The organism is Streptomyces sp. NPDC048484, assembly GCF_040651415.1.
Lineage (GTDB): Bacteria > Actinomycetota > Actinomycetes > Streptomycetales > Streptomycetaceae > Streptomyces.
The window spans coordinates 1-25,077 of the sequence record NZ_JBEZJY010000012.1; the positions used below are offsets into that span (position 1 = coordinate 1).

Below are 25,077 nucleotides of genomic sequence, written 5' to 3' on the forward strand. Positions count from 1 at the left end.
GTGTTCCCCAACCTCGTGGTACCGGTGCCGGACGGCCACCCGGCACCAAGAACCGCCGTCCCGCACCCCGCTACGACGTGGGCAAGACCGTCAAACGCCCTGAGACCCTCAAGGCCATCGGCAGACCCGGTAGATTCTGGTAGATAAAGAACAAGCTGAAAGCGACGACGGTTCCTGAGTACCTGCCTTCTGAGTACCTGTTCTGAGTATCCGTACGGATGCCGGGGCGCCGCCACGATCGGCAGGCTGGTCCGTATGACGACCCACCGTGCTCCGAAGCCAGCCGCAAGCCCCAGCCAGCCCGTCGAGCGTGCCGTGATGGCCGGGCTGGTCCTCGCGGTGGTCGCCGGGGTCGCCTGGATAGCCGGGATGATCTACACGGTCATGGGGTGGCCGCTCTGAGCAGCTCCTCGCGCCCGATGACGTCGGCCCTCGTGGCCGGCACCGTGCAGGCGTAGGCCCCGGCGATCGAGCCGAAGAGGCCGCACCGCTCGGGCGGTTCTCCCGTCAGCCGTCCGAAGAGATAGCCCGCCGCGAAGGCGTCCCCGGCCCCGTTCGAGTCCACGACCGGCGCGGACGGCACGACGGTCGGGATGTGCGTCAGCGCGCCGTCGAGCAGCTGGTACGCGCCCTCGGCTCCGGCGGTGGCGACGACCACCTCGGCCCGGCCCCGGCCGGCGATCCGCCGCATGGTCTTCTCCGGGTCCGCCAGTTCCGCCGCCGACAGGAAGACGATGTCGGCCTGGTACGCGAACTGCTCCTGGTAGGCCTGCGTACCGTCCCAGTTGTGCAGGTCGGTCGAGAGGGTCGCTCCCGACTCGCGCAGGAGCGGCAGGGCGTGCGCGCAGGGCTGGGTGATGGAGACATGGACGTGGCGGCTCACCGAGGCCAGGGCCCGTACCGTCTCCGGGGGCAGCCGGTCGTCCTCGTGCCCGCGCGTGCTGTCGTACAGCGACAGCCGCCGCCCGTCCGGCCCGACGAGGTTCACGGCACGCTTGGTGCCGGCCGGCTGGGGAACCTCGGTGAGCGCGACACCCCGCTCGCGGTGCAGAGCCCGGACCAGATCACCGTGGTGGTCCGCGCCGAGCATGTCGAGATGATGCGTACGCAGCCCCAGCGCGTGCGCCCCGAGCGCCACGAAGTCACCGGTCTGCCCGGCCCGCGCCTCGATCGAGGGCACCATGTGACTGTCGGCGTAGGGCAACGGCAACTCGGGCACGTACACAATGGTGTCGACCCCCGCCCCGCCGAGGACAAGGACATCGATCTCGCTGCTCAACTGCACTCCTTTGACGGCGTGGGTTCAGTCTTCAGGGGCGCGGGGAACTGGCGCGACAAGCCACGACGGCGCCGCAGCAGTCATCCGGCCACAGTCGTACGTCGCCCAGAGGCGGAGCGCTACCGCACCGCGGCAACCCGAAAACTGATCCCGGCCTCCCGCAGCCGCTCGATGAGCGAGTCCCCCATGGCGACCGCCGTCGTCACCTGCCCCGAAGTCGGGGGAAGCTCGTCGAAGGCAAGGCACAACGCGGACTCGGCAAGCATCTTGGCGGTTTCCCCGTAGCCAGGGTCGCCGCCGGTCACCTCGGTGAAGACCCGCTTCCCGCCCCCCTCACCGACGAACCGCACCGAGAACCAGCTCTTCGCCCGCTTCTCCTCACTCGGTCCGTCACCCGGCTTGAGCCGGTTCGACAGCCAGCGCCGCACGGGCGGCACCTGCGCCGCCGCGAAGAGCGCTCCGGCCCCGGCCACTCCGCCCACGGCCGACGGCAGCGTCTCGACCGCCGCGTAGTGCCGGTAACGGAAGTGGGGCCCGTACCGTTCCAGCACCCGCGCGGACCGCTGCACGATCTGCGCGTCGATGGTGGGCAGGGGCAGCGCCCACGCGCCGAGTTCCCCGGCGTAGTGCGGGACGCCCGGCGGCGCGTACGCCCGGCGCCCCACCCTCCGCGGCTCGTGCCGCTCGCGGTCGCGCGCGGCGGCGATGATGTGCCGCCCGCGCGCGAACTGGCTGAGGGCGGAGGCGAGGGTGCCGCCCGAGATCGTCGCCTCGGCCCGCACGAACCCGTCCACGGTCAGCGGCACGCCTTCGGGCAGCTGTCGCACGGTGAAGTAGGCGCCCAGGTCGTGGGGGACCGAGTCGAAGCCGGCGGCGTGCACCAGCCGGGCACCGGTCTCCCGCGCGCGTGCGTCGTGCCGCACGTACATGAGGTCCACGAACTCGGGCTCTCCGCAGAGGTCCAGATAGTCGGTGCCGGCGTCCGCGCAGGCGGCGAGCAGGTCCTCGCCGTACTCTACGTAGGGGCCGACGGTCGTGGCCACCACGCGCGCGTGCTCCACGAGTTCCCGCAGGGAGGCCGGATCGGTGGCATCGGCCCGGAGTACGGGCAGCTCCTTGCAGGCCGGGTCGATCGCCGCCAGGCGGTCCCGCAGTCGGGCCAGCTTCGCGGTGTCGCGGGCCGCGATCGCCCAGCGCAGCCCCTGGGGAGCGTGTGCGGCGAGGTACTCCGCGGTGAGCGTTCCGACGAACCCCGTGGCGCCGAAGAGCACGATGTCGTACGCGCGTCTCGTCCCGTTCTGCCTGTTCATGGCACCTCACAGCCGTCCAGCCCCGCGCCGTTGTCGGTGGCCGAGGCTAGCGTGAGGGGCGAAGACCGATCCAGGCACCCCGCGCAGGAGCCGGAATTGACTGAGCGCTTGCTCGCCAAAGGCTTGTGCGGAGTGGAACACGTTCTTAACATCACTGATGTCACATCAGTTGTGTCACAGCGCAGCGCGGGGGGACTTGATGGCAGCGGCAGGAACGGCAGGACCCGGCCCGCTGGCGGGTGTGCGGGTGGTCGAGCTGGCGGGCATCGGGCCCGGCCCGTTCGCCGCCATGCTCCTTGCCGACCTGGGCGCGGACGTGGTCCGCGTGGACCGGCCGACCGGCGGGGGACTCGCGATCGACCCCGCGTACGACATCACCAACCGCAACAAGCGCTCGGTGATCGTCGACCTCAAGGCGCCCGGCGGCGCGGAGCGAGTCCTCGCCCTGGTCGAGCGCGCCGACATCCTCGTCGAGGGCTACCGTCCTGGCGTGGCCGAGCGCCTGGGCGTCGGGCCCGAAACCTGCCACGCCCGCAACCCGAAGCTCGTCTACGGACGGATGACCGGCTGGGGCCAGGACGGGCCGCTCGCCCCGCGCGCCGGCCACGACATCGCGTACATCGCGCTGACCGGCACCCTCGGCATGATCGGCGCCCCGGACGAGCCGCCGGCCGTCCCCGCGAACCTCCTCGGGGACTACGCGGGCGGCTCGCTGTACCTCGTGGTCGGCGTCCTCGCAGCCCTTCACCACGCGCGCGCGAGCGGCACCGGACAGGTCGTGGACGCGGCGATCGTGGACGGCACGGCCCACCTCGGCGCGATGATCCACGGCATGCTGGCCGCCGGCGGCTGGCAGGACCGGCGCGGCGCTAACCTCCTGGACGGCGGCTGCCCGTACTACGGGACGTACGAGACGGCCGACGGCCAGTACATGGCGGTCGGCGCGCTGGAAGCGCAGTTCTACGAGGAGTTCACCGAGCTGCTCGGGCTCGGGGAGTACGCCTCGGCACGCAAGGACGTGTCCCGCTGGGGCGAGCTGCGCGAGGCGGTCGCGGCCCGCTTCAGGACCCGTACCCGGGACGAGTGGACCGCGGTCTTCGAAGGGTCGGACGCGTGTGTGGCGCCCGTGCTGTCGCTGCGCGAGGCACCGCACCACCCGCATCTCGCGGCCCGCGGCACCTTCACCGACCACGGAGGCATCACCCAGCCCGCCCCCGCACCCCGCTTCTCCGCCACCCCCACCACCGTCCGCGGCGGGCCCGCCCTGCCGGGCACCGACACCGCGGACGTGGCCCGCGACTGGGACGTACCGGACCTCCTGAAGGGCGCCACCGAATGAAGCGGCAGATCTTCTCGCCCGAGCACGAGGCGTTCCGCGAGACCGTGCGCACCTTCCTCGCAAAGGAGGTGCTCCCGCACTACGAGCAGTGGGAGAAGGACGGCATCGTCTCGCGAGAGGCCTGGCTGGCGGCCGGACGGCAGGGGCTGCTCGGTCTCGCCGTCCCCGAGGAGTACGGAGGCGGCGGCAACGCGGACTTCCGGTTCAGCGCCGCCCTGGCCGAGGAACTCACGCGCGCGGGAGCCGGCGGGCTCGCCCTCGGGCTGCACAACGACATCATCGGGCCGTATCTGACCGGGCTCGGCACCGAGGAGCAGAAGCGGCGCTGGCTGCCCGGCTTCTGCGACGGCTCCCTGATCACCGCCATCGCCATGACCGAGCCCGGCGCCGGATCCGACCTCCAGGGCATCAGGACGCACGCCGAGGACCGGGGCGACCACTGGCTGCTCAACGGCTCCAAGACCTTCATCTCCAACGGGATCCTGGCCGATCTCGTCATCGTCGTCGCGAAGACCACTCCCGAAGGCGGTGCGCGCGGGCTCTCCCTGCTGGTCGTCGAGCGCGGCACGGACGGCTTCGAGCGCGGCCGCAACCTCGACAAGATCGGCCTGAAGGCCCAGGACACCGCAGAGTTGTTCTTCAACGACGTGCGCGTCCCGAAGGAGAACCTGCTCGGCGAGCTGAACGGCGCCTTCGTGCATCTGATGACGAACCTCGCCCAGGAGCGCCTGGCCATCGCCGTTGCCGGGATCGCGGCGGCCGAGCACCTGCTGGAGATCACCACCGATTACGTCAAGGAGCGCGAGGCCTTCGGGCGACCGCTGTCCAGGCTCCAGCACATCCGCTTCGAGATAGCCGAGATGGCGACCGAGTGCGCCGTCACCCGGACGTTCGTCGACCGCTGCATCGTCGACCACGCGGCGGGCGAACTCGACGCGGTGCACGCCTCGATGGCCAAGTGGTGGGCCACCGAGCTGCAGAAACGTGTCGCGGACCGTTGTCTGCAACTGCACGGCGGCTACGGCTACATGACGGAGTACCGCGTCGCCAAGGCCTTCACCGACGGCCGCATCCAGACCATCTACGGCGGGACGACCGAGATCATGAAGGAGATCATCGGCCGTTCCCTGCTCGGCTGACCGTCTCCTGCTTCCGGGCTCTTCCTGAAAGGCTTACGCGTGACCACCGAAGCGTACGTGTACGACGCGATCCGCACCCCGCGCGGCCGGGGCAAGGCGAACGGCGCCCTGCACGGCACCAAGCCCGTCGACCTGGTCGTCGGACTCATCCACGAGATCCAGGCCCGCTTCCCGGGACTCGACCCGGCCGCGATCGACGACATCGTGCTCGGTGTCGTCGGGCCGGTCGGCGACCAGGGCTCCGACATCGCCCGTATCTCGGCCATCGCCGCCGGGCTGCCGGAGACCGTGGCCGGCGTCCAGGAGAACCGCTTCTGCGCGTCGGGCCTGGAAGCCGTCAACCTGGCCGCGATGAAGGTCCGTTCGGGCTGGGAGGACCTGGTCCTCGCGGGCGGCGTCGAGTCGATGTCCCGGGTGCCCATGGCCTCGGACGGCGGCGCCTGGTTCGCCGACCCGATGACCAACCTCGCCACGAACTTCGTACCGCAGGGCATCGGCGCCGACCTCATCGCCACCATCGAGGGCTTCTCCCGCCGGGACGTCGACGAGTACGCCGCGCTGTCCCAGGAGCGCGCCGCCGCGGCCCGGAAGGACGGCCGCTTCGAGAAGTCGGTCGTCCCCGTCAAGGACCGCAACGGACTCGTCGTCCTCGACCACGACGAGCACCCGCGCCCCGGCACCACGGCCGACTCCCTGGGCAGGCTCAAGGCGTCGTTCGCGGACATCGGCGACCTGGGCGGCTTCGACGCCGTGGCACTGCAGAAGTACCACTGGGTGGAGAAGATCGACCACGTCCACCACGCCGGCAACTCCTCCGGGATCGTGGACGGCGCCTCGCTCGTCGCCGTCGGCTCCCGCGAGGTCGGCGAGCGGTACGGCATCACCCCGCGCGCGCGGATCGTCTCCGCGGCCGTCTCCGGCTCCGAGCCGACCATCATGCTGACCGGGCCCGCCCCCGCCACCCGCAAGGCACTCGCCAAGGCCGGACTGACCATCGGCGACATCGACCTCGTCGAGATCAACGAGGCCTTCGCGGCGGTCGTCCTGCGCTTCGCCAGGGACATGGGCCTGTCCCTGGACAGGATCAACGTCAACGGCGGTGCCATCGCCCTCGGCCACCCGCTCGGCGCGACCGGCGCCATGATCCTCGGCACGCTCGTCGACGAACTGGAGCGCCAGGACAAGCGGTTCGGCCTCGCCACCCTGTGCGTGGGCGGCGGCATGGGCATCGCGACGATCATCGAACGCCTGTAACCGCCCAGTGGACCCCCGGACTTCTGTGGACCCCCGGACTTCTACGGAGAAGACCCTCATGACCGAGAGCACCACCATCCGCTGGGAACAGGACGAGACGGGCGTCGTCACCCTGGTTCTCGACGACCCCGCCCAGTCCGCGAACACCATGAACCAGGCGTTCCGGGAGTCGCTCACCGCGATCGCCGACCGCTTGGAGGCGGCGGTCCGGGCCGACCCCGCGTCCATCCGGGGCATCGTCTTCACCTCCGCCAAGAAGACCTTCTTCGCGGGCGGCGACCTGCGGGACCTCATCCGGGTCACGCCCGAGACCGCCCAGCAGCTCCTCGACGGCGGACTCGCCATCAAGCGCGACCTCCGCCGCATCGAGACGCTCGGCAAGCCCGTCGTCGCCGCCATGAACGGCGCGGCCCTGGGCGGCGGCTACGAGCTCGCGCTGGCCTGCCACCACCGGGTCGCCCTCGACGCGCCCGGCTCCAAGATCGGCTGCCCCGAGGTCACCCTCGGCCTGCTGCCCGGAGGCGGCGGCATCGTCAGGACCGTACGCCTCCTCGGCATCGCCGACGCACTCCTCAAGGTGCTGCTCCAGGGCACCCAGTACAGCCCGCGGCGCGCCCTGGAGAACGGCCTCGTCCACGAAGTGGCGGCCACCCGCGAGGAGATGCTTGACAAGGCCCGCGCCTTCATCGACGCCAACCCCGAGTCGAGTCAGCCCTGGGACAAGCCCGGCCACCGCATCCCGGGCGGCACCCCGTCCAGCCCGAGGTTCGCGGCGAACCTGCCCGCCTTCCCGGCCAACCTGCGCAAACAGACGGGCGGCGCCCCCTACCCGGCGCCGCGCAACATCCTCGCGGCCGCCGTGGAGGGCTCCCAGGTCGACTTCGAGACCGCGCAGGTCATCGAGTCGCGCTACTTCGTGGAGCTGGCCGCGGGACAGACCTCCAAGAACATGCTCCAGGCCTTCTTCTTCGACCTCCAGGCCGTCAACTCCGGCGCCAACCGCCCGAAGGACGTCGAGCCCCGCCAGGTCCGCAAGGTCGCCGTTCTGGGCGCCGGGATGATGGGCGCCGGCATCGCGTACTCGTGCGCCCGCGCCGGCCTCGACGTCGTCCTCAAGGACGTGTCGGCCGAGGCCGCCGCGAAGGGCAAGGGCTACTCCGAGAAGCTCTGCGCCAAGGCCGTCTCCCGGGGGCGTACGACGAGGGAGAAGGCCGACGCGCTCCTCGCCCGCATCACGCCCACCGCCGACCCGAACGGCCTCGCGGGCTGCGACGCCGTCATCGAGGCCGTCTTCGAGGAGCCGGCGCTCAAGCACAAGGTGTTCCAGGAGATCCAGCACATCGTCGAGCCGGACGCGCTGCTGTGCTCCAACACCTCGACCCTGCCGATCACCGCGCTCGCCGAAGGCGTCGAGCGGCAGGCGGACTTCGTCGGGCTGCACTTCTTCTCGCCCGTCGACAAGATGCCGCTCGTCGAGATCATCAGGGGCGGGCGCACCGGCGACGAGGCCCTCGCGCGCGCCTTCGACCTCGTACGGCAGATCAGGAAGACCCCGATCGTCGTCAACGACTCGCGGGGCTTCTTCACCTCCCGGGTCATCGGGCGCTTCCTGGACGAGGGCGTGGCGATGGTCGGCGAGGGCATCGAGCCCGCCTCCGTCGAACAGGCGGCCGCCCAGGCCGGCTACCCCGCCAAGGTCCTCTCCCTGATGGACGAACTGACGCTCACCCTGCCCCGCAGGATCCGCGCCGAGTCGAAGCGGGCCGTCGAGGAGGCGGGCGGCACCTGGGAGACGCACCCCGCCGAGGCCGTCATCGACCGCATGGTCGACGAGTTCGGCCGCACCGGCCGCAGCGGCGGCGCGGGCTTCTACGAGTACGGGGAGGACGGCAGGCGCGCCGGACTGTGGCCCGGCCTGCGGGAGCACTTCACCCGCGCGGGCACGGAGGCCCCCTTCGAGACTGTGCCTTTCAAAGACATGCAGGAGCGCATGCTGTTCTCCGAGGCGCTGGACACCGTCCGGCTCCTGGAGGAGGGCGTCCTCACCTCGGTCGCCGACGCCAACATCGGGTCCGTCTTCGGGATCGGCTTCCCCGGCTGGACGGGCGGTGTCCTGCAGTACATCAACGGTTACGAGGGCACCGGCGGGGAAGCTGCCGGGCTGCCCGCGTTCGTGGCACGCGCGCGGGAACTCGCCGAACGCTACGGGGAGCGGTTCGCGCCGCCCGCCCTGCTCGTGGCGAAGGCGGAGAAGGGGGAGCGGTTCAGCGACCGCTGATCCCGCGGCCCGCAGCGCGACGGCGGTGTACGGAGGAACGGCGGTGTATCGCTGAGTGGTACGCCGCCCTTGGCCCCGTGGGACGGGTTCCCGACGCTGACCGGCGAACGGGCCCCGTCCCCACGAGGAGCCAACGATGGGCTGCCGCCCCGCCTCCGCCCTGCGCACCCCGCCCGGCCAGACCCTCAACGTGGCCGGCGGCTCCGCCTAATTGTGAGGCGCCTTCAGCCACTCCCGCAGTTCTTCGTTGAGGGATCGCTGAAACGTCGTCAGGAGGGCCTGTACGACGAGTGGTTGCATGTGCGCCGACAGGTCCTTCACCGCCTCGACCGAATCGTGCTCGGACACCTCGTCCCGGAACAGCAGGGAGAGCTCGTGGGCCGCGGCGCGCGTGTGTTTCAGCAGAACCTCGCGCGCGGCGAGTATCGTCTCGTGCGCCATCGGTACGTCGAGCAGCTGGACGCCGAGCCGCAGCAGCCCGAGATCCACGCGGTACGCGTCCGGGCCTGCCGTCTCCCTGAGGACGCCCATCGCGGTGAGCCGGCCCAGATCCTTCTCGCCGAGCGGGCGTCCCGCCCGGCGCTCCAGCTCCGCCCTGATCACCTCCTCCGCGGCGTCGGGCGCCCAGGAGGCCACCACGGCACGGTGGATGGCCAGGTCATGGGCACTGAGCCCGTCCGGCAACTGCTGCAGATAGCGCTCGATCCCGGCCAGCGTCATCCCCTGGTGCTGCAGCTCCTCGATGAGCGCGAGGCGCGCCAGATGCTCCTGGCTGTAGTGCCCCACCCGGCGCGGCCCGATCACGGGCGGTGGCAGCAGCCCCCTGGTGCTGTAGAAGCGGACCGTCCGCACGGTGACGCCCGCCCGCGCGGCCAGCTCGTCGACGGTGAGTGCCGGTTCCTCGATGTCCGTCGCCATGCCTGCTCCTTCGGGTACCGCGTCCACCACCTGGTGCGGTGCAACAGTATTGCTGTCTCACCCGTGTTGTGAAAGATCCTCGGTGACGGGTGCCCTCAGCCCTCCGCGGGGCCCGCCCCTACCCATGAACGTACCTGTCACATGCCGCCATTCGGCCGACATGCGCGATCCCCGTCCCCTGCACCGTTCAAGCCACACATGGGCCGAACCCCGTACACCCAGATCGGCCCCCTTTTGCACAGGAGTTGACCGGAGTACCTTCCGCGCATGCGGACACCTGCGCGCTACATGCGCCTCATCACCTGGAGATCGCTCGCGACGGCGGCCACCGCCGCCCTGATGGCGACCCTGCTCACCCCGGCCGCCGCCCAGAGCGCTCCGCGGGAGAGCACCCCTGTCTACTCGTACGACAACGCGATCCGTGAGTCCGTCTGGGTGGACACCGGACTGGACGGCGACAGCGACGGGAAGACCGACCGCGTCGCCGTCGACATCGTCCGCCCGCGCGAACCCGCTCAGCAGGGCCGCAAAATCCCCGTGATCATGGATGCCAGTCCGTACTACTCCTGCTGCGGCCGAGGCAACGAGAGCCAGCTCAAGACGTACGACGCGAACGGCGACGTCGTCCAGATGCCGCTGTACTACGACAACTACTTCGTGCCGCGCGGCTACGCCTTCGTGGGCGTCGACCTCGCCGGCACCAACCGCTCCGACGGCTGCGTGGACGTAGGCGGACGCTCCGACGTCCAGTCCGCGAAGGCTGTCGTCGACTGGCTGAACGGCCGGGGCAAGGGCTACACCTCCCGTACGGGGAGCACGAAGGCCAAGGCCGGCTGGACCAACGGCAGAACCGGCATGATCGGCAAGAGCTACGACGGCACCATCGCCAACGGCGTCGCGGCCACCGGGGTCGAGGGCCTGGAGACGATCGTCCCGATAGCGGCCATCTCCTCCTGGTACGACTACTACTTCGCCAAGGGCGCCCCCCTCTACGACTCCGGCCCGGACTGGCTGTCGGACTACGTCGAGAGCCCCGAGGCCCGCGCCAGGTGCGCCGCCGTCCAGCAGAGCATCGTCGACGGGGCTCCGCGCACCGGCGACCGGACGAAGTTCTGGACCGAGCGCGACTACGTGAAGGACGTCGGCAAGGTCGACGCCAGCGTCTTCGCCATCCACGGCATGCAGGACCTCAACGTCCGCCCGAAGCACTTCGGCCAGTGGTGGGACGGCCTCGCCGAGAACGGCGTCGACCGAAGGGTCTGGCTGTCCCAGACCGGCCACGTCGACCCCTTCGACTTCCGTCGCGCCGCCTGGGCCGACACGCTGCACCGCTGGTTCGACCACGAACTCCTCGGCTACGACAACGGCATCGACGACGAGCCCATGGCCGACATCGAGCGCGCCCCCGACCAGTGGGTCACCTCGGACGTCTGGCCGCCGCGGAGCACCGACACAGTGAAGCTGCGTCCGGGCAAGGGCGAGCAGGCCGGCGTCGGCACCCTCGGACTGCGTACCGGATCGGGCACCGAGACCTTCACCGACGACCCGGGCCAGGACGAGACCGCCTGGGCCGCCCAGATCGACCGCTCCACGTCCGCCAAGGCCGGATTCATCACCAAGCCGCTCACCCGAGACGTCCGCCTGTCCGGCTCGTCCGAGGTGACCGTCACCGCCACGCCGACCACGTCGAGCGCCCATCTGTCCGCGGTCCTGGTCGACCTCGGCCCCGACACGATCCGTGACTACGCCGCCGCGGGCGAGGGCATCACCACGCTCACCGACCGCACCTGCTGGGGGCCGAGCACCACGGGCGACAGCTCCTGCTTCAGGCAGACACAGGCCAGGACCACCGCCGTCGACCACACGGTGTTCAGCCGGGGCTGGGCCGACCTCGGCAACCACGCCTCCGAAGCGAAGGGCGAACCGCTCACCCCGGGCAAGCGGTACACCATCACGCTCGACCTGCACGCGAGCGACCACGTCGTCCCGAAGGGCCACCGGCTCGCGCTGATCGTCGCCGGCACCGACCAGGGCCTCATCGACCCTCCGCCGAGCACCCCGACGCTCACGCTCGACCTGTCCCGTACGTCGGCCAGTGTGCCCCTCGTGGGAGGCGCCGCCGCCTTCGCCCGCGCCACCTCGGGATCCTCGTACGTGACGCCCGACGCCATCCTCGACGGTGTCGGCGAGCCCCGTGCCACCCAGCGCGTCCCGGGAGGCGGCGAACGATGACATCCCGCCGGATCGCAGCCCTCGCCCTGACGGCGGCGGCGCTCACCGCACCCCTCCTCACCGCGCCCGCCCTGACGGCACCGGCCCAAGCGGCCGAACGCCCGCCGCGCACCGGATTCGAGCGGACCGGTGGAGCACGCTGGACCACCCAGCCCGAGGAACAGACCTTCCTGACCGCCGTCGACCGGAAGAGCGAGCGGGTGTCGCTCAGCCGGATCGGCACCACGAAACAGGATCGCCCCGTCCAGCTCGTACGCGTCGGGAATCCGCACGCCGACACCACCGTGCTGCTCATCTGCAGCCAGCACGGCGACGAACCGTCCGGGCGCGAGGCCTGCCTGACCACCGTCCGCGACCTCGCGTTCGCCGCGGACGCGGGCACCCGCAGGTTCCTCGACCGCACCACGCTGCTCGTCGTGCCCACCGCCAACCCGGACGGCCGGGCCGCCGACACCCGCGGCAACAGCGACGGCGTCGACATCAACCGTGACCATCTCGCGCTGCGGACGGCCGAGGCCCGTGCCATGGCCGCCGTCGTCCGCGACCGCGAGCCCGACGTCGTCTACGACCTGCACGAGTACGGGGCCACCCCGCCGTACTACGACAAGGACCTCTTCGACCTCTGGCCGCGCAACCTCAATACCGACACGGCCGTGCACGACGAGGCACAGAACCTGTCGGGGGTGTACGTACGGCCCGCCGCCCGTGCCGCCGGCTACTCGATCGGAACGTACGGCATCTGGACCGACCCGGTGACCGGCGACCCGATCCAGCAGGTGGCGGGCGACGGACAGGAGCGGATCCTGCGGAACATGTCCGGCATCAAGCACGGCGTCGGACTGCTCATCGAGAGCCGCGTCGACCCCCTCACCGAGGCCGAGAAGGCCGACGAGGCGCTCAACAACCGGCGCCGCGTCCACTCCCAACTGGCCGCGCTGGACGGCCTGTACGACTTCACGGACGAACGGCGCGGCCGTATCTCGGCAGCCACGTCGGTGGCCCGGCTGGCCGGCTACCGGGACACCGGACCGGTCTACACGGGAGGCGCCGACAACGACCCGGCCGAACCGTCCGAGATCATCGGGGACCCGCCCTGTGCCTACCGGCTGACAGCGGACCAGTACGCGGACGTCGGGGACGAGCTGACCCTGCACGGCGTCCGGGCGCGGCAGGACCCGCGCGGTGGCGGCGCCGTCGTACCACTGCGCCAGTCGCTGCGTGCCCTCGTCCCGCTGCTGCTCGACGAGCGCGCCCCGTACCACCTGACGGTCGCGGAGCCCGACACCCGTTGCTGACGCGGTTGGGATCGGCGGTACCTGTGGTAGGTCGTAGGCACACGATCAGGTATGTGTGTCCGAACGCTTTCCAGGGAAGGTGCCGCCGATGACCGAAGATTTGAAGAACAGGGGAGGCCGGGACGATCCGTCGGGCGTTCCCGGCGTTCCCGGCAGCTCCGGCCCCCACACCGACCGGGTGGTGTTCGGCGTCACAGCCGCGCTCACCGTGGCCTTCGTGATCTGGGGGTCGGTGGCCACCGACTCCCTGGAGAGCGCCTCCACGACGATGCTCGGCGGCCTGATCCACAACGGCGGCTGGGCGTTCATGCTCGCCGCCTCGTGTTTCGTGGTCTTCGCGCTGTGGATCGCGATGAGCCGCTACGGAAGAATCCACCTCGGTGCCGAGGGTGAGGAGCCCGAGTTCCGCACCGTCTCCTGGGTGGCGATGATGTTCAGCGCCGGCATGGGCATCGGCCTGATGTTCTACGGCGTGAGCGAGCCCCTCTCGCACTACTCGACGCCTCCGCCGGGCACCGCGCCCGCCGACTCCGCAGAACGCATGGAGACGGCGATGGCCACCACCCTCTTCCACTGGACACTGCATCCCTGGGCGATCTACGCGGTGGTCGGCCTCGCCATCGCCTACAGCACCTACCGCAAACGCCGCCGCCAGACCATCAGCGCGGTCTTCACCCCGCTCATCGGCGAGAAGCACGCCAACGGCTCGGTGGGCCGGGCGATCGACATCCTCGCCATCATCGCCACGGTCTTCGGATCGGCGGCCTCACTGGGTCTCGGCGCCCTCCAGATCGGCTCCGGTTTCACAGAGCTCGACTGGATGGACGACGTGAGCAACGGCCTGCTCGTCACGATCATCGCCGTGCTGACCGTTGCGTTCGTCGCCTCGGCCATCTCCGGCGTGGAGAAGGGTATCCAGTGGCTGTCCAACATCAACATGGTGCTGGCCCTGGTGCTCGCGGTCTTCGTTTTCATCGCGGGCCCCACGATCATCGTGCTCGACCTGCTGCCCACCTCGATCTTCTCCTACCTCGGTGACCTGCCGCAGCTCGCCGGCCGTACCGAGGCCAGCGGCGGGAAGGGCGTCGCCGACTGGCTCGGCAGCTGGACCGTCTTCTACTGGGCGTGGTGGATCTCCTGGACGCCCTTCGTCGGCATGTTCATCGCCCGCATCAGCCGTGGCCGCACCATCCGGCAGTTCGTCGGCGGCGTCATCCTCGTGCCCAGCACGGTGAGTCTCGTCTGGTTCGCGGTCTTCGGCGGAACGGCGATGAAGCTGAAGCAAGGCGGCGCGCTCGCCGGTGAGTCGACTCCCGAGGGGCAGCTCTTCGGCGTCCTGCAGGAGTTCCCCATCGCGACGATCACCAGCCTGCTCGTGATGATCCTCGTCGGCATCTTCTTCGTCTCGGGAGCCGACGCCGCGTCCATCGTCATGGGCACGCTCTCCCAGAAGGGCGCCCTCGAACCCAGCCGGTTCGTCGTGATCTTCTGGGGTGTGGTGACCGGAGCCGTCGCCGCCATCATGCTGCTCGTGGGCAGCGGCAGCGGCGACGCGCTCACCGGCCTGCAGAACCTCACGATTCTGGCCGCCGCACCCTTCGTCCTGGTGATGATCGGGATGTGCGTCGCACTCATGCGCGACCTGCGCAGGGACCCGGTCATCGTCCGCAACGAGATGGGCTCGGAGGCCGTCGAACTCGCTGTGATCGAAGGCCACAAGAAGTACGACGGCGACTTCGAGATCAGGGTCGGCCCCGGCGCCGGCACAGAAACCGACGGCGACCCCTTGGGCCACGACCACACCTGACCACAGTCCAGAGCCACAGACGGGCGCCCCGCTCTTCGGACGCGGGGCGCCCGTCTGTCTTTGTCTTTCAGGGGCGCGGAGAGCGGCTGTCTTTCAGAGGCGCGGGGAACTGCGCGACCAGCCACAGCGAACCCGCAGCCAACACACGGCCACCCGGCAGAGCCACCCGCGCTCACTCGGCAGAGCCACCCGCGCTCACTCGGAGACAAGGTCCAGAACAACCCGCGCACATCCCCAAGCCACAGTCACGCCCGCCCCACCATGCCCGTAGTTGTGCACCAACACCCCACCCCCACGTCGAACCTCCCGCTCAAGTCGCACAGCGTCCCGCACGGGCCGCAACCCCACCCGATGCCCCAGCACCCGCGCCCCCGCGACCTCGGGCCGCAGCAGCGCGCACCGCTCGACGATCCGCGAGGCCACCGCCGGGTCAGCCGTCTGCGACCACTCGTTGTCGTCCGTGGTCCCGCCCAGAACCAACCGGTCCGGCTGCGGAAAGAGGTACGTGGTCGTCCCGGCGACCGCGTCGGTCGACACGAGCCACGTCCGGATGCCCGGGTTCTCCACGATCACGAGCTGCCCCCGCACGGGCCGGACCGCCGGATCCGCCACGAGCTCACGCGCACCGAGCCCCGTGCAGTTGACGACGGTCCCCGCCTCCGCCCGAGCCTCGGCGAGGTCCGTCACGGTGCGTGCCTCGACCGTCCCGCCCGCCCGCAGGAACCGCTCGCGCAGCCACCCCAGATGCACCGGCATGTCGATCAGCGGCAGCCGCGCCCACAGTCCCGTGCCCGCGTACTCCTCGGCCGTGGACGCCCGCAGCCCCGGCAGCCGGGCGGCGGCCCACGAGCCCTGCTTGTCCAGTCGGGCCTCACCCATTACGCCCTCGACCATGCGTACGCCCGTCTCCTGTGGGCGCGCCGCCAACTCCTCGTACACGGAAAGTGATTGCAGCGCCCACGCGCGGGCGAGCCTGCGCGGTTCGATGGCGTACGGCCACCACAGCGCGCCCGCAACCGCCGAGGTGGTCCGCTCGGCGGGCTCCCGCGTCCAGATCCGTACGCGCCTGCCGCTCTCGGCGAGAACGAGGGCCGTCGTGAGCCCGATGACACCGCTGCCGACCACGATCACGTCACTGCTTCGATCTTCCGCCACGCGGGGACGTTAGCGAAATATGTCATGCCGTGCTCAGAGTCCGCCCACTCTGGGGATACTCACAACATGTCTGCCGAGTACACGACCTTCGGCCTGGCACCGGCGATGCGTGCCGGTGGGGTTCTGGCCAACGGTGACTACCAAGCGCATCGGGACTTCGTGGACTTCATCGTCGACGGACGCCCGCTGCTGTACCAGCTCTCCGACCTCGACGCCGTGTCCCCCCTCGCCTCCGACGTACCCCCCGCCATCTTCACCGCCCAGGTGCGCAGTCTGCTGCTGGAAGCCGACCCTCCGCTGGAGGACGGCCGGTACGTCATATACGGCTGCCCGGAGTGCGAGGACCTCGCGTGCGGCGCCGTGACCGCCGTGATCGACCGGCACGGCGACGACTTCGTGTGGCGCGACTTCGCCTGGCAGACCGACGAGCACGCCGACCTGGAACGGAACGGCTATCACGGCATCGGCCCCTTCCTCTTCCACGGCGACGACTACCGCGCCGCCCTGAGCTCCCTGCTCACCGGGCCCACGGGCCCCACCGGGCTCACGGGCGCCGCGGGCGAACGCCGCCGGGTCCTGCTCATCGGCGCCCGGGCAGCCGTCCTGGCCAAGCTCGCCGCCGCCCTGCGCATCATCGGCATCGGCGCCGACATCACCAGGGACGCCACCGACGTCCCCGCCGACGAACTGCGTGCCTACGGCGCCGTCGCCTTCGGCCGTGCCGTCACCGAGCAGGAACGTGCCGCCGTCCGGGAGTCCTTCGAGCATGCCGGAGTCCACGTCGCGTACGTCGAGGGCCTGGCCCCGATCGTCCCGCTGCTGGTCGCCCAGATAGAGAACGCCCTGGACCGCAGCCCGCGGGAGCAGCGCCGGCTGACCCGGCTGGTCGCCGCCGACGGTGAGGCGGGCGTAGAGGTCACCTCCCCCTGCCGGGTCCGGCTGACCGCGTACCGCCTGGACCGTCTCTACCGCACTCATATGCACGAGGTGTTCGACGGCGTCCTGGAAGCGGGCCGCCACCGGCTTCCGCTGGACGCGAGGGCGACGAGAGGGGAGTCGTTCATCGTGGCGCGGACCTCCGGGAGCGTGCTGGTGGAGGCGATGGCCCGCTGACACCCCGGAGCCGGCGCGTGTGCCGACACGCGTGCCGACGCGGGTGTCGGCACGCGAAGGGCGTGGGCGTGCGCGTGGGCGTGCGCGAAACCCTGGCGCGGGCGGGCGAGCTCGGCGATTAGGATCGGCTCCCTGATGACTGCCACTCTCGTCGCCAAGAACCTCGCCGCCGGCCACGGCGACCGCACGCTCTTCGCCGAACTCGACCTCGTCGTCGCGCCCGGCGACGTGATCGGTCTCGTCGGTGCCAACGGTGCGGGCAAGTCCACCCTGCTCCGGATGCTCGCCGGGCTCATCAAGCCCGAGGAGGGCGAGCTGCGGCTCTCGCCGCCCACCGCGGCCGTCGGCCATCTGCCGCAGGAGCCGGAGCGCCGGCCCGGCGAGACCGTGGGGGAGTTCCTGGCGCGCCGCACCGGTGTGGCCGAGGCCCAGCGGGTGATGGACGAGGCCACGCAGGCACTGGTCGACGGAGCACCGGGCGCGGACGACGCGTACGCGGACAGCCTGGAGCGCTGGCTCGGGCTCGGCGGCGCCGACCTCGACGAGCGGGCCGAGGAGGTCGCCGACTCGCTCGGTCTCGCCGTCGGCCTGGACCAGCCGATGACCTCGCTCTCCGGTGGCCAGGCGGCCCGCGCGGGACTCGCCTCACTTCTCCTCTCCCGCTACGACGTGTTCCTGCTCGACGAGCCGACCAACGACCTCGACCTGGACGGTCTGGAGCGCCTCGAACGCTTCGTCTCGGGCCTGCGCGCCGGAACGGTCGTCGTCAGCCACGACCGCGAGTTCCTCACCCGCACGGTCACCAAGGTCCTCGAACTCGACCTGGCCCAGCAGCAGATCACGCTGTACGGCGGCGGCTACGAGGCCTATCTGGAAGAGCGGGACGTGGCGCGCCGGCACGCCCGCGAGGGCTTCGAGGAGTACGCCGACAAGCGGTCCGCGCTCGAGGGCCGCGCCCAGATGCAGCGCTCCTGGATGGACAAGGGCGTCAAGAACGCCAGGCGCAAGGCGAACAACGACAACGACAAGATCGGCCGCAAGTTCCGCAGCGAGGCCAGCGAGAAGCAGGCCGCGAAGGCCCGGCAGACGCAGCGCATGATCGAGCGGCTCGACGTGGTGGACGAGCCGCGCAAGGAGTGGGAGCTGCGGATGGAGATCGCGGCGGCCCCGCGGTCGGGCTCCGTGGTCGCCACCCTGCGCGACGCGGAGGTCCGGCGGGGCGCATTCACCTTCGGCCCGGCCACGCTCCAGATCGACTGGGCGGACCGGGTGGCCGTCACCGGTGTGAACGGCGCGGGCAAGTCCACGCTGCTCGGCGCCCTGCTCGGCCGGGTGCCCCTGGACTCGGGCCACGCCACGCTCGGCTCGGGCGTGATCGTCGGCGAGGTCGACCAGGCCCGCAAGCTGTTCCACGGCACGGAGCCCCTGCTCGACGCGTTCTGCGCGGCCGTCCCGGACACCGAGCCGGCCGAGGTCCGCACGCTGTTGGCCAAGTTCGGCCTCAAGGCGGAACACGTCCTGCGCCCGGCGGCCGGCCTCTCCCCGGGCGAACGCACCCGCTCGGCCCTGGCGCTCCTCCAGGGCCGCGGCGTCAACCTCCTGGTCCTCGACGAGCCGACCAACCACCTCGACCTCCCGGCGATCGAGCAACTGGAATCGGCCCTCGACTCCTACGAGGGCACCCTCCTCCTGGTCACCCACGACCGCCGCATGCTGAACGCGGTCCGCACGACCCGCCGCCTGGAAGTGGCTGCGGGCAAGGTACTGGAACGCTAGGCGCCCCGCAGGGCGCGCCCGGCAGGCCAACTCAGCCGCGCCCCTTCCCACCCTTCGGGTCGGCAAGCCCCGCCCGCCGCAACGCGTCAGCCATCGCACTGTTCCCGGGCGCGGGCGCGGGCGCCGGCTGACGCCCCCCGGAGCCACCCGCACCGCCACCACCACCGGTACGGCCCCGCTGCCGATCCCGCTGCTGAGGCGGCCGTCCACCCCGCTGAGGGCGCCCCCCGGAAGCGGCCTCCTGCCCCGCCGGTACCGCTTCGTCGTCCAACCGCAGCGTCAAAGAAATCCGCTTGCGCGGAATGTCGATCTCAAGCACCTTCACCTTGACGATGTCGCCGGACTTCACCACGTCCCGCGGGTCCTTGACGAACGTCCTGGACATCGCCGAGACGTGCACCAGGCCGTCCTGGTGCACACCGACGTCCACGAACGCACCGAAGGCCGCCACATTGGTGACGACCCCTTCGAGGACCATCCCGGAGGCCAGGTCGGAGATCTTCTCCACGCCGTCCTTGAAGGTCGCCGTCTTGAAGCCCGGCCGCGGGTCGCGCCCCGGCTTCTCCAGCTCCCGCAGGATGTCCGTCACCGTCGGCAGACCGAACGTCTCGTCCACGAAATCGGTCGGCCTCAGCGAGCGCAGCACCCCGGTGTTGCCGATCAGCGAGCCGACCTCGCTCCCCGCCGTCTTCACCATCCGACGGACCACGGGGTACGCCTCGGGGTGAACACTCGACGCGTCCAGCGGGTCCGCCCCGCCGCGGATCCGCAGGAAGCCCGCACACTGCTCGTACGCCTTGGGGCCGAGCCTGGCCACCTTCTTCAGCGCCGTACGCGACGTGAACGGGCCGTTCGCGTCGCGGTGCGCCACGATGTTCTCGGCGAGTCCGGAAGTGATGCCGGAGACCCGGGTGAGCAGGGGAGTCGACGCCGTGTTCACGTCCACGCCGACGCCGTTCACACAGTCCTCGACGACCGCGTCCAGGGAGCGCGAGAGCTTCACCTCGGACAGGTCGTGCTGGTACTGGCCGACACCGATCGACTTCGGGTCGATCTTCACCAGCTCGGCGAGCGGGTCCTGCAGACGCCGGGCGATGGAGACGGCGCCGCGCAGCGACACGTCCATGCCGGGCAGCTCCTGCGACGCGAACGCCGACGCCGAGTACACGGACGCCCCCGCCTCGGACACCATCACCTTGGTCAGATTCAACTCCGGGTGCTTGGCGATCAGTTCACCGGCGAGCTTGTCCGTCTCGCGGGACGCCGTGCCGTTGCCGATCGCGATCAGCTCGACCGCGTGCTCCTTGGCGAGGCGGGCGAGCTTGGCGACGGCCTCGTCCCACCTGTTCGCCGGGACGTGCGGGTGGATGACGTCCGTGGCGACGGCCTTGCCCGTCGCGTCGACCACGGCGACCTTCACACCCGTACGGAATCCGGGGTCGAGCCCCAGCGTCGAGCGGGTGCCGGCCGGAGCGGCCAGCAGGAGGTCGCGCAGGTTCGTCGCGAAGACGTTGACCGCCTCGTCCTCGGCGGTCGTGCGCAGGCGCAGCCGCAGATCGATACCGAGGTGGACGAGCAGCCGGGTGCGCCAGGCCCAGCGGACCGTGTCCGTCAGCCACTTGTCGCCCGGCCGGCCGCGCTCGGCGATCCCGAAGCGATGCGCGACGATCCCCTCGTACGAGGACGGGCCGGGCTGCTCGGACGGCTCCTCGGGCTCCAGGACGAGGTCCAGGACCTCCTCCTTCTCCCCGCGCAGCATGGCGAGGACGCGGTGTGAGGGCAGCTCCTTGAAAGGCTCGGCGAAGTCGAAGTAGTCGGCGAACTTGGCGCCCGCCTCCTCCTTGCCGTCCTTCACCCTGGCGACCAGCCGGCCACGCACCCACATACGCTCGCGCAGCTCGCCGATCAGGTCGGCGTCCTCCGAGAACCGTTCGGTGAGGATCGAGCGGGCGCCGTCCAGGGCCGCTTGCGGATCGGCGACGCCCTTGTCGGCGTCGACGAAGGCCGTGGCCGCGGTGATCGGGTCGACCGACGGGTCCCCGAGGAGCCCCTCGGCGAGCGGCTCCAGGCCCGCCTCACGCGCGATCTGCGCCTTCGTGCGCCGCTTCGGCTTGAACGGCAGGTAGATGTCCTCCAGCCGCGCCTTGGTCTCCGCGCCACGGATGCGCGCCGCCAGCTCTTCGGTGAGCTTGCCCTGCTCGCGCACCGAGTCGAGGATCGCCGACCGCCGCTCCTCCAGCTCCCGCAGGTAGCGCAGCCGCTCTTCGAGCGTGCGCAGCTGCGCGTCGTCGAGCATCTCGGTCGCTTCCTTGCGGTAGCGGGCGATGAAGGGCACCGTCGAGCCGCTGTCGAGCAAGTCGACGGCCGCCTTGACCTGCCGCTCCCGTACGCCGAGTTCCTCGGCGATCCTGCTTTCGATGGACCCTGCGAGGGGTGGCAGCTCTGTGGTCACGATTCCCGTACCGCCTTCTTGACTGAGGTTGCGCGGCAATTGTGGCAGGTGGCACCGACAACGGGGGGATCAAGGGCGGCTCGGACCTGCGGGGAGCCGGACCTGCGGGGAGCCGGACACGCGGGGAGCCGGACACGCCCTCGGCGTGTCCGGCTCCCACAGCGGTCTCAGGTCAGGCCCTGCGCGTCCGTCCGCCCCTGCGCGTCGCGCTTGAGGCGCCGCCGAACAGCCGGGCCACTGCCCGGAACGGGAGCGTCACCACTGTGGCGACGGCTCCGCCGATCTGCCGGAACACGTCTGCGATGGCACGGAACACGAGATACCCCTTTCGTCTCCCGATCAGTACGGCCGGGAGGCTTACGGGTACCTCGGATCCGCGTCCTGAACCCTGGCTGAACCCTGGCTGAACCCCGGGGCCGGCCAGGGCCGGTGTGAGCGGGGCGTGTTCAGCTCTTGCCGATCATGCCCTCCGGGAACGCGCCGGCGGCCATCGCCGCCGTGACCAGCTCCGTGGCCAGCTCCGTGAGGCGGTCGACGCCCGCGGCGCCCAGATGCTCGTACGGGGCCGTGTCGAGGCGGTCCGTCCGGGCCTCGATCTCCTGGCGGAGGGCGACACCGCCCTGCGTCAACTCGCCCTCGGCGGTGAGCAGCCCCCGCTCCTGGAGCCGCCCGGTGGCCGCGTCCCAGTCCTCGCGGCGCCAGCCACGGGTGGAGAGGACCCATTTCGGCGCCATGCCCCTGCCGGTGGCGGTGTGGCTCACCAGCGCCTCCATGGGGTCGAGTTCCGCGCCGAGCAGCACTGCGAGGTGCCCGTCGCCCCGGTGCTCGCGCAGCAGCGTGGCCGCGTGCCAGAGCGCGAGGTGCGGCTCGTCGGGTACCGGCAGGTCCGCGTGGGCGGCGTACAGCGGGCGGGCGGTCCTGGTGCACGCCTCGGCGGCCCGCAGCGCGAGCCCCGCCGCCTCGGCGACCTCCTTCGAGGCGATCACCTCGTCTCCGAGCAGCCGCCGCAGCGTCGAGTCGGCGGCACGCGCGCGTGCCGCGAGGACCACCTCCGGAGAGGCGATCCGCCACACCTCGGGCACATGCCGCGCCACGAGCTCGTGCCGGAAGTTGTAGAACGTCGCCGTCACCGTGCCCGCCCCCACCGGCCCCATGGCCGCGGCGCGCACCGCGAAGTACGCGGCGCTGCGGTCCGTCACCCCGATCTCGGCCAGCTCCTGGCCGAGATCGGGCGAGAAGTAGTGGCACGAGTGCAGCGGATTGAGGACGTTGTGGCATCGGCGTCCGGCACGCTCCGGCAGAACTGTCATCATGCCTCGCACGTTACCGACTGGTCAGTACGCAGAAAAGAGGGGGCGCCCATCCGGCCCCGTGTCCGTCCGGACAGGGCGCGCAGGGCACGCCCGCCTCCGCTCGGCACAAAACACCTGGCGGGCAAGGCCGGGCGCGTGCGAGAAAGGGCGAGGTTATTCGTCCGCCGCAGGAAAACGAAAGGCCTTCATGCAGATCGCCATCGTCCTCTTCGACCGCTTCACGGGCCTCGACGCGGTCGGCCCGTACGAGATCCTCGGCCGCCTCCCCGACGCGGAGACGGTCTTCGTCGCCGAACACCGAGGACCCGTCCGTACGGACACCGGCGACCTCGCCATCACGGCCGACAGGACCTTCGCCGAGGTCCCGCGCCCGGACATCGTGGTGGTCTCGGGAGGTCCCGGCCAGACTCCGCAGATGGAGAACGAGATCCTCCTCGACTGGCTGCGCACGGCCGACGCCACGAGCACCTGGACGACGTCCGTGTGCACCGGCTCACTGCTGCTCGCGGCGGCCGGACTGCTGACGGGCCGCCGGGCCACCTCGCACTGGCTGGCCCTCGAACATCTCCGGCGCTTCGGCGCCGAGCCCACGGAGGAGCGGGTCGTGACCGACGGCAAGTACGTCACGGCCGCCGGCGTCTCGTCCGGGATCGACATGGGTCTCACGCTGCTCGGCAGGATCGCGGGCGACGAGCACGCCCGGACCGTACAGCTGGCCGTGGAGTACGACCCCCAGCCGCCCTACGACGCGGGCTCCCCGCGGAAGGCGCCCGCGCACCTCGTCGAGCGGCTCCGCTCGCGGAGCCGGTTCAACCTCTCCTAGCCGCCGACGTGGCCGACGTGGCCGACGTGGTCCATGGGAACTCGGGCGAGCGGCGTTCCAGGAAGGCGGCGACGCCCTCCGCGGTGTCGCCGCCCTCCCGCGCCTGCCTCGCCCAGTAGGCATCCCGGTCGGTGCGGCCGTCGGCGAACTCCTTCGCCGCGGCCTGCGTCAGCTGCGAGCGGGACACGAGGATCCGCGTGAACTCCGCGACCCGGTCGTCCAGTTCGGCGCCGGGCAGCACCTCGTCCACCAGGCCGGTGCGCAGCGCTCGTCCCGTGTCGATCAACTCACCGGAGTACAGCAGGTACTTGGCGGTGGCGGGCCCCACGAGGGACACCAACCGCCGTGTGGAGGACGCCGCGTAGACGATTCCCAGCTTCGCCGGAGTGATCCCGAACGACGCCTGCTCGTCCGCGAACCGCAGATCGCACGCCGCCGCGAGCTGGCATCCTCCGCCCACGCAGTAGCCGCGTACGACGGCGAGCGTAGGCCCGGGGAACGCGGCCAGCGCTTCCTCCGCCGCCACGGCGAGGTTCTGTGCCTCCCCGGCCGAATCCCGCAGCGAGGAGATGTCGGCCCCGGCGCAGAACGTCCCGCCCTCTCCGGTGAGCACGAGCACGCGGACGGCCGGGTCCGCGGCCAGCGTGTCGAGCAGGGGTGGCAGCGCCCGCCACATGTCCGCCGTCATGGCGTTGCGCTTGGCCGGGTGGTGGATGACGACGGTGGCGACCCCGTCGGCGACGCTGTGCAGCAGCTGCGGCTCCATGGCCGGATGCTATCCGTCCTCCTCGAACGTACGATCAAGAAGGGGGCGGGTAGGCGTGAGGACAGGGGGCAGACAGGCAGTCCGAGGAGGCGCTGATGGCCAGGTCCAGGTTCCGGTCCGCAGCCAAGTCCACATCCGCGGCCAAGGCCGGGGGTGAGACCGCGAAGCTCAGCCGCAGCTTCGGCTGGCTCGCCGCGCTCGGCGTGATCCTGGTGCTCGCGGGCCTGGTCGGGCTCGTCTACACCGGGGTCGCCACGCTGACCTCGATGCTGCTGTTCGGCTGGCTGCTGCTGATCGGCGGCGTGGTCGGTCTGCTGCACGCGGTGCAGGCCCGCGCCTCCAACTTCTTCTGGCTCGGAGTCGTGGTCGCTGCCCTGAACATCGCGGCGGGCGTCGTGATCATCAGCAGGCCCGAGGCAGCCGCCGAGGCGCTGGCCATGTTCGCCGCGCTGCTGTTCCTGACCGGAGGTGTCTTCCGGCTGGTCGGCAGCCTGGTGGTGCGCGGCCCCCAGTTCGGCTGGTCGCTCGTGCAGGGAGCCTTCGGTCTGCTGCTCGGCATCCTCGTGCTCGCGTCCTGGCCGAGCAGCAGCAAGTACGTCATCGGCACCTTCTTCTCGCTCGCGCTGCTCTTCGACGGGCTCGGCCTGGTGGCGACCGGATACGGTGGCCGGCGCATCGTCAGTCTCGTCTCGGACCAAACCCGTACAACCGGAAGAGTTCGGGAATCGCCATAAGACGGACAGGACTCGTCGCGCAGCTGACGGCGCCATGCGGAGGCGATCAAAAAATATCGATAGTTGCCGACTTCTGTTCAGTTATCCGGCACGG

Annotated in this window: 20 protein-coding genes; 12 read left to right on the forward strand and 8 right to left on the reverse strand. The window is 70.9% G+C overall.

The features are described 5' to 3' along the window. Positions 1-255 precede the first annotated feature (255 nt). Complete coding sequence (locus AB0D14_RS14060; protein ID WP_362778221.1) at positions 256-402, forward strand: hypothetical protein; 147 nt, start codon at positions 256-258, stop codon at positions 400-402. Here the strand turns inward: AB0D14_RS14060 and AB0D14_RS14065 are convergent. Together AB0D14_RS14065 and AB0D14_RS14070 are read right to left on the reverse strand one after the other, a co-directional pair. Continuing rightward, positions 383-1,279, reverse strand: a complete 897-nt coding sequence (locus AB0D14_RS14065) for an adenosine kinase (protein ID WP_362778223.1) — start codon at positions 1,277-1,279, stop codon at positions 383-385. The two genes, AB0D14_RS14060 and AB0D14_RS14065, sit on opposite strands and share 20 nt — an antisense overlap. Before the next feature lie 119 nt (positions 1,280-1,398). Beyond that, positions 1,399-2,589, reverse strand: coding sequence for a saccharopine dehydrogenase NADP-binding domain-containing protein (locus tag AB0D14_RS14070; protein WP_362778225.1), 1,191 nt, complete (start codon positions 2,587-2,589; stop codon positions 1,399-1,401). A 199-nt stretch (positions 2,590-2,788) separates the two neighbouring features. Here AB0D14_RS14070 and AB0D14_RS14075 point away from each other — a divergent pair, with 199 nt between their 5' ends. The 4 genes from AB0D14_RS14075 to AB0D14_RS14090 are packed head-to-tail and all read left to right on the forward strand — an operon-like array spanning position 2,789 to position 8,599. After that, positions 2,789-3,928, forward strand: coding sequence for a CaiB/BaiF CoA-transferase family protein (locus tag AB0D14_RS14075; protein ID WP_362778228.1), 1,140 nt, complete (start codon positions 2,789-2,791; stop codon positions 3,926-3,928). Next, positions 3,925-5,067 (forward strand): acyl-CoA dehydrogenase family protein, encoded by a 1,143-nt coding sequence (locus tag AB0D14_RS14080; protein ID WP_362778230.1) that lies wholly within the window; start codon positions 3,925-3,927, stop codon positions 5,065-5,067. Before AB0D14_RS14075 ends, AB0D14_RS14080 begins: the two co-directional genes overlap by 4 nt. Before the next feature lie 39 nt (positions 5,068-5,106). Then, positions 5,107-6,321 (forward strand): acetyl-CoA C-acetyltransferase, encoded by a 1,215-nt coding sequence (locus tag AB0D14_RS14085; RefSeq protein ID WP_362778232.1) that lies wholly within the window; start codon positions 5,107-5,109, stop codon positions 6,319-6,321. A 58-nt stretch (positions 6,322-6,379) separates the two neighbouring features. After that, entirely contained in the window at positions 6,380-8,599 is a 2,220-nt protein-coding gene (locus tag AB0D14_RS14090; RefSeq protein ID WP_362778233.1) for a 3-hydroxyacyl-CoA dehydrogenase NAD-binding domain-containing protein, read from the forward strand. A gap of 207 nt (positions 8,600-8,806) precedes the next feature. Here AB0D14_RS14090 and AB0D14_RS14095 read toward each other — a convergent pair whose 3' ends face one another. Next, entirely contained in the window at positions 8,807-9,517 is a 711-nt protein-coding gene (locus AB0D14_RS14095; RefSeq protein WP_362778235.1) for a MerR family transcriptional regulator, read from the reverse strand. A gap of 267 nt (positions 9,518-9,784) precedes the next feature. Here AB0D14_RS14095 and AB0D14_RS14100 point away from each other — a divergent pair, with 267 nt between their 5' ends. The 3 genes from AB0D14_RS14100 (at position 9,785) to AB0D14_RS14110 (ending at position 14,851) form a co-directional block, all read left to right on the forward strand. Beyond that, positions 9,785-11,749: a Xaa-Pro dipeptidyl-peptidase gene (locus AB0D14_RS14100; protein ID WP_362778238.1), complete on the forward strand. Its 1,965-nt coding sequence runs from the start codon at positions 9,785-9,787 to the stop codon at positions 11,747-11,749. Beyond that, the gene (locus tag AB0D14_RS14105; RefSeq protein ID WP_362778241.1) at positions 11,746-13,044 is read left to right on the forward strand and encodes a M14 family metallocarboxypeptidase; all 1,299 of its coding nucleotides are present in this window, start codon (positions 11,746-11,748) and stop codon (positions 13,042-13,044) included. The genes AB0D14_RS14100 and AB0D14_RS14105 overlap by 4 nt, the downstream gene beginning before the upstream one ends. An 88-nt stretch (positions 13,045-13,132) precedes the next feature. Then, a complete protein-coding gene (locus AB0D14_RS14110) occupies positions 13,133-14,851 on the forward strand; it encodes a BCCT family transporter (RefSeq protein WP_362778244.1) in 1,719 nt (572 codons plus the stop codon). Positions 14,852-15,046: 195 nt separating this feature from the next. Here the strand turns inward: AB0D14_RS14110 and AB0D14_RS14115 are convergent, their stop codons facing one another. Further along, entirely contained in the window at positions 15,047-16,006 is a 960-nt protein-coding gene (locus tag AB0D14_RS14115) for an FAD-dependent oxidoreductase (RefSeq protein ID WP_362778247.1), read from the reverse strand. Between the two features lie 66 nt (positions 16,007-16,072). Here AB0D14_RS14115 and AB0D14_RS14120 point away from each other — a divergent pair, with 66 nt between their 5' ends. Further along, a complete protein-coding gene (locus AB0D14_RS14120) occupies positions 16,073-17,119 on the forward strand; it encodes an oxidoreductase (RefSeq protein WP_362778250.1) in 1,047 nt (348 codons plus the stop codon). A gap of 135 nt (positions 17,120-17,254) precedes the next feature. Beyond that, positions 17,255-18,895: an ABC-F family ATP-binding cassette domain-containing protein gene (locus tag AB0D14_RS14125; RefSeq protein WP_362778253.1), complete on the forward strand. Its 1,641-nt coding sequence runs from the start codon at positions 17,255-17,257 to the stop codon at positions 18,893-18,895. A 31-nt stretch (positions 18,896-18,926) separates the two neighbouring features. Here AB0D14_RS14125 and AB0D14_RS14130 read toward each other — a convergent pair whose 3' ends face one another. The 3 genes from AB0D14_RS14130 to AB0D14_RS14140 form a co-directional block, all read right to left on the reverse strand. After that, positions 18,927-21,347 (reverse strand): Tex family protein, encoded by a 2,421-nt coding sequence (locus AB0D14_RS14130; protein WP_362778255.1) that lies wholly within the window; start codon positions 21,345-21,347, stop codon positions 18,927-18,929. Positions 21,348-21,519: 172 nt separating this feature from the next. Further along, a complete protein-coding gene (locus AB0D14_RS14135) occupies positions 21,520-21,663 on the reverse strand; it encodes an LPFR motif small protein (RefSeq protein WP_362778257.1) in 144 nt (47 codons plus the stop codon). Positions 21,664-21,793: 130 nt separating this feature from the next. Continuing rightward, positions 21,794-22,660, reverse strand: a complete 867-nt coding sequence (locus tag AB0D14_RS14140; protein WP_362778260.1) for a hypothetical protein — start codon at positions 22,658-22,660, stop codon at positions 21,794-21,796. Between the two features lie 187 nt (positions 22,661-22,847). Between AB0D14_RS14140 and AB0D14_RS14145 the strand changes: the two genes are divergently transcribed. After that, on the forward strand, positions 22,848-23,483 hold the full coding sequence (locus tag AB0D14_RS14145; RefSeq protein WP_362778261.1) for a DJ-1/PfpI family protein: 636 nt from the start codon (positions 22,848-22,850) through the stop codon (positions 23,481-23,483). On the opposite strand, the gene AB0D14_RS14150 is transcribed toward AB0D14_RS14145, so the two are convergent. Beyond that, positions 23,470-24,249 carry an enoyl-CoA hydratase-related protein gene (locus AB0D14_RS14150; protein WP_362778264.1) on the reverse strand — a complete coding sequence of 260 codons (780 nt, stop codon included), beginning with the start codon at positions 24,247-24,249 and terminating at the stop codon, positions 23,470-23,472. The genes AB0D14_RS14145 and AB0D14_RS14150 overlap by 14 nt on opposite strands. A gap of 95 nt (positions 24,250-24,344) precedes the next feature. Here AB0D14_RS14150 and AB0D14_RS14155 point away from each other — a divergent pair, with 95 nt between their 5' ends. Further along, a complete protein-coding gene (locus AB0D14_RS14155; RefSeq protein WP_362778267.1) occupies positions 24,345-24,983 on the forward strand; it encodes a DUF308 domain-containing protein in 639 nt (212 codons plus the stop codon). Positions 24,984-25,077: the final 94 nt, after the last annotated feature.

What these genes read in the sequence shown, in the direction of transcription:
- AB0D14_RS14140 (WP_362778260.1), bottom strand. Translation starts at nt 22,660, where the DNA reads ATGATGACAGTTCTGCCGGAGCGTGCCGGACGCCGATGCCACAACGTC.
- AB0D14_RS14155 (WP_362778267.1), top strand. Translation starts at nt 24,345, where the DNA reads ATGGCCAGGTCCAGGTTCCGGTCCGCAGCCAAGTCCACATCCGCGGCC.
- AB0D14_RS14060 (WP_362778221.1), top strand. Translation starts at nt 256, where the DNA reads ATGACGACCCACCGTGCTCCGAAGCCAGCCGCAAGCCCCAGCCAGCCC.
- AB0D14_RS14150 (WP_362778264.1), bottom strand. Translation starts at nt 24,249, where the DNA reads ATGGAGCCGCAGCTGCTGCACAGCGTCGCCGACGGGGTCGCCACCGTC.
- AB0D14_RS14080 (WP_362778230.1), top strand. Translation starts at nt 3,925, where the DNA reads ATGAAGCGGCAGATCTTCTCGCCCGAGCACGAGGCGTTCCGCGAGACC.
- AB0D14_RS14125 (WP_362778253.1), top strand. Translation starts at nt 17,255, where the DNA reads ATGACTGCCACTCTCGTCGCCAAGAACCTCGCCGCCGGCCACGGCGAC.
- AB0D14_RS14075 (WP_362778228.1), top strand. Translation starts at nt 2,789, where the DNA reads ATGGCAGCGGCAGGAACGGCAGGACCCGGCCCGCTGGCGGGTGTGCGG.
- AB0D14_RS14100 (WP_362778238.1), top strand. Translation starts at nt 9,785, where the DNA reads ATGCGGACACCTGCGCGCTACATGCGCCTCATCACCTGGAGATCGCTC.
- AB0D14_RS14145 (WP_362778261.1), top strand. Translation starts at nt 22,848, where the DNA reads ATGCAGATCGCCATCGTCCTCTTCGACCGCTTCACGGGCCTCGACGCG.
- AB0D14_RS14120 (WP_362778250.1), top strand. Translation starts at nt 16,073, where the DNA reads ATGTCTGCCGAGTACACGACCTTCGGCCTGGCACCGGCGATGCGTGCC.
- AB0D14_RS14070 (WP_362778225.1), bottom strand. Translation starts at nt 2,589, where the DNA reads ATGAACAGGCAGAACGGGACGAGACGCGCGTACGACATCGTGCTCTTC.
- AB0D14_RS14090 (WP_362778233.1), top strand. Translation starts at nt 6,380, where the DNA reads ATGACCGAGAGCACCACCATCCGCTGGGAACAGGACGAGACGGGCGTC.
- AB0D14_RS14095 (WP_362778235.1), bottom strand. Translation starts at nt 9,517, where the DNA reads ATGGCGACGGACATCGAGGAACCGGCACTCACCGTCGACGAGCTGGCC.
- AB0D14_RS14110 (WP_362778244.1), top strand. Translation starts at nt 13,133, where the DNA reads ATGACCGAAGATTTGAAGAACAGGGGAGGCCGGGACGATCCGTCGGGC.
- AB0D14_RS14105 (WP_362778241.1), top strand. Translation starts at nt 11,746, where the DNA reads ATGACATCCCGCCGGATCGCAGCCCTCGCCCTGACGGCGGCGGCGCTC.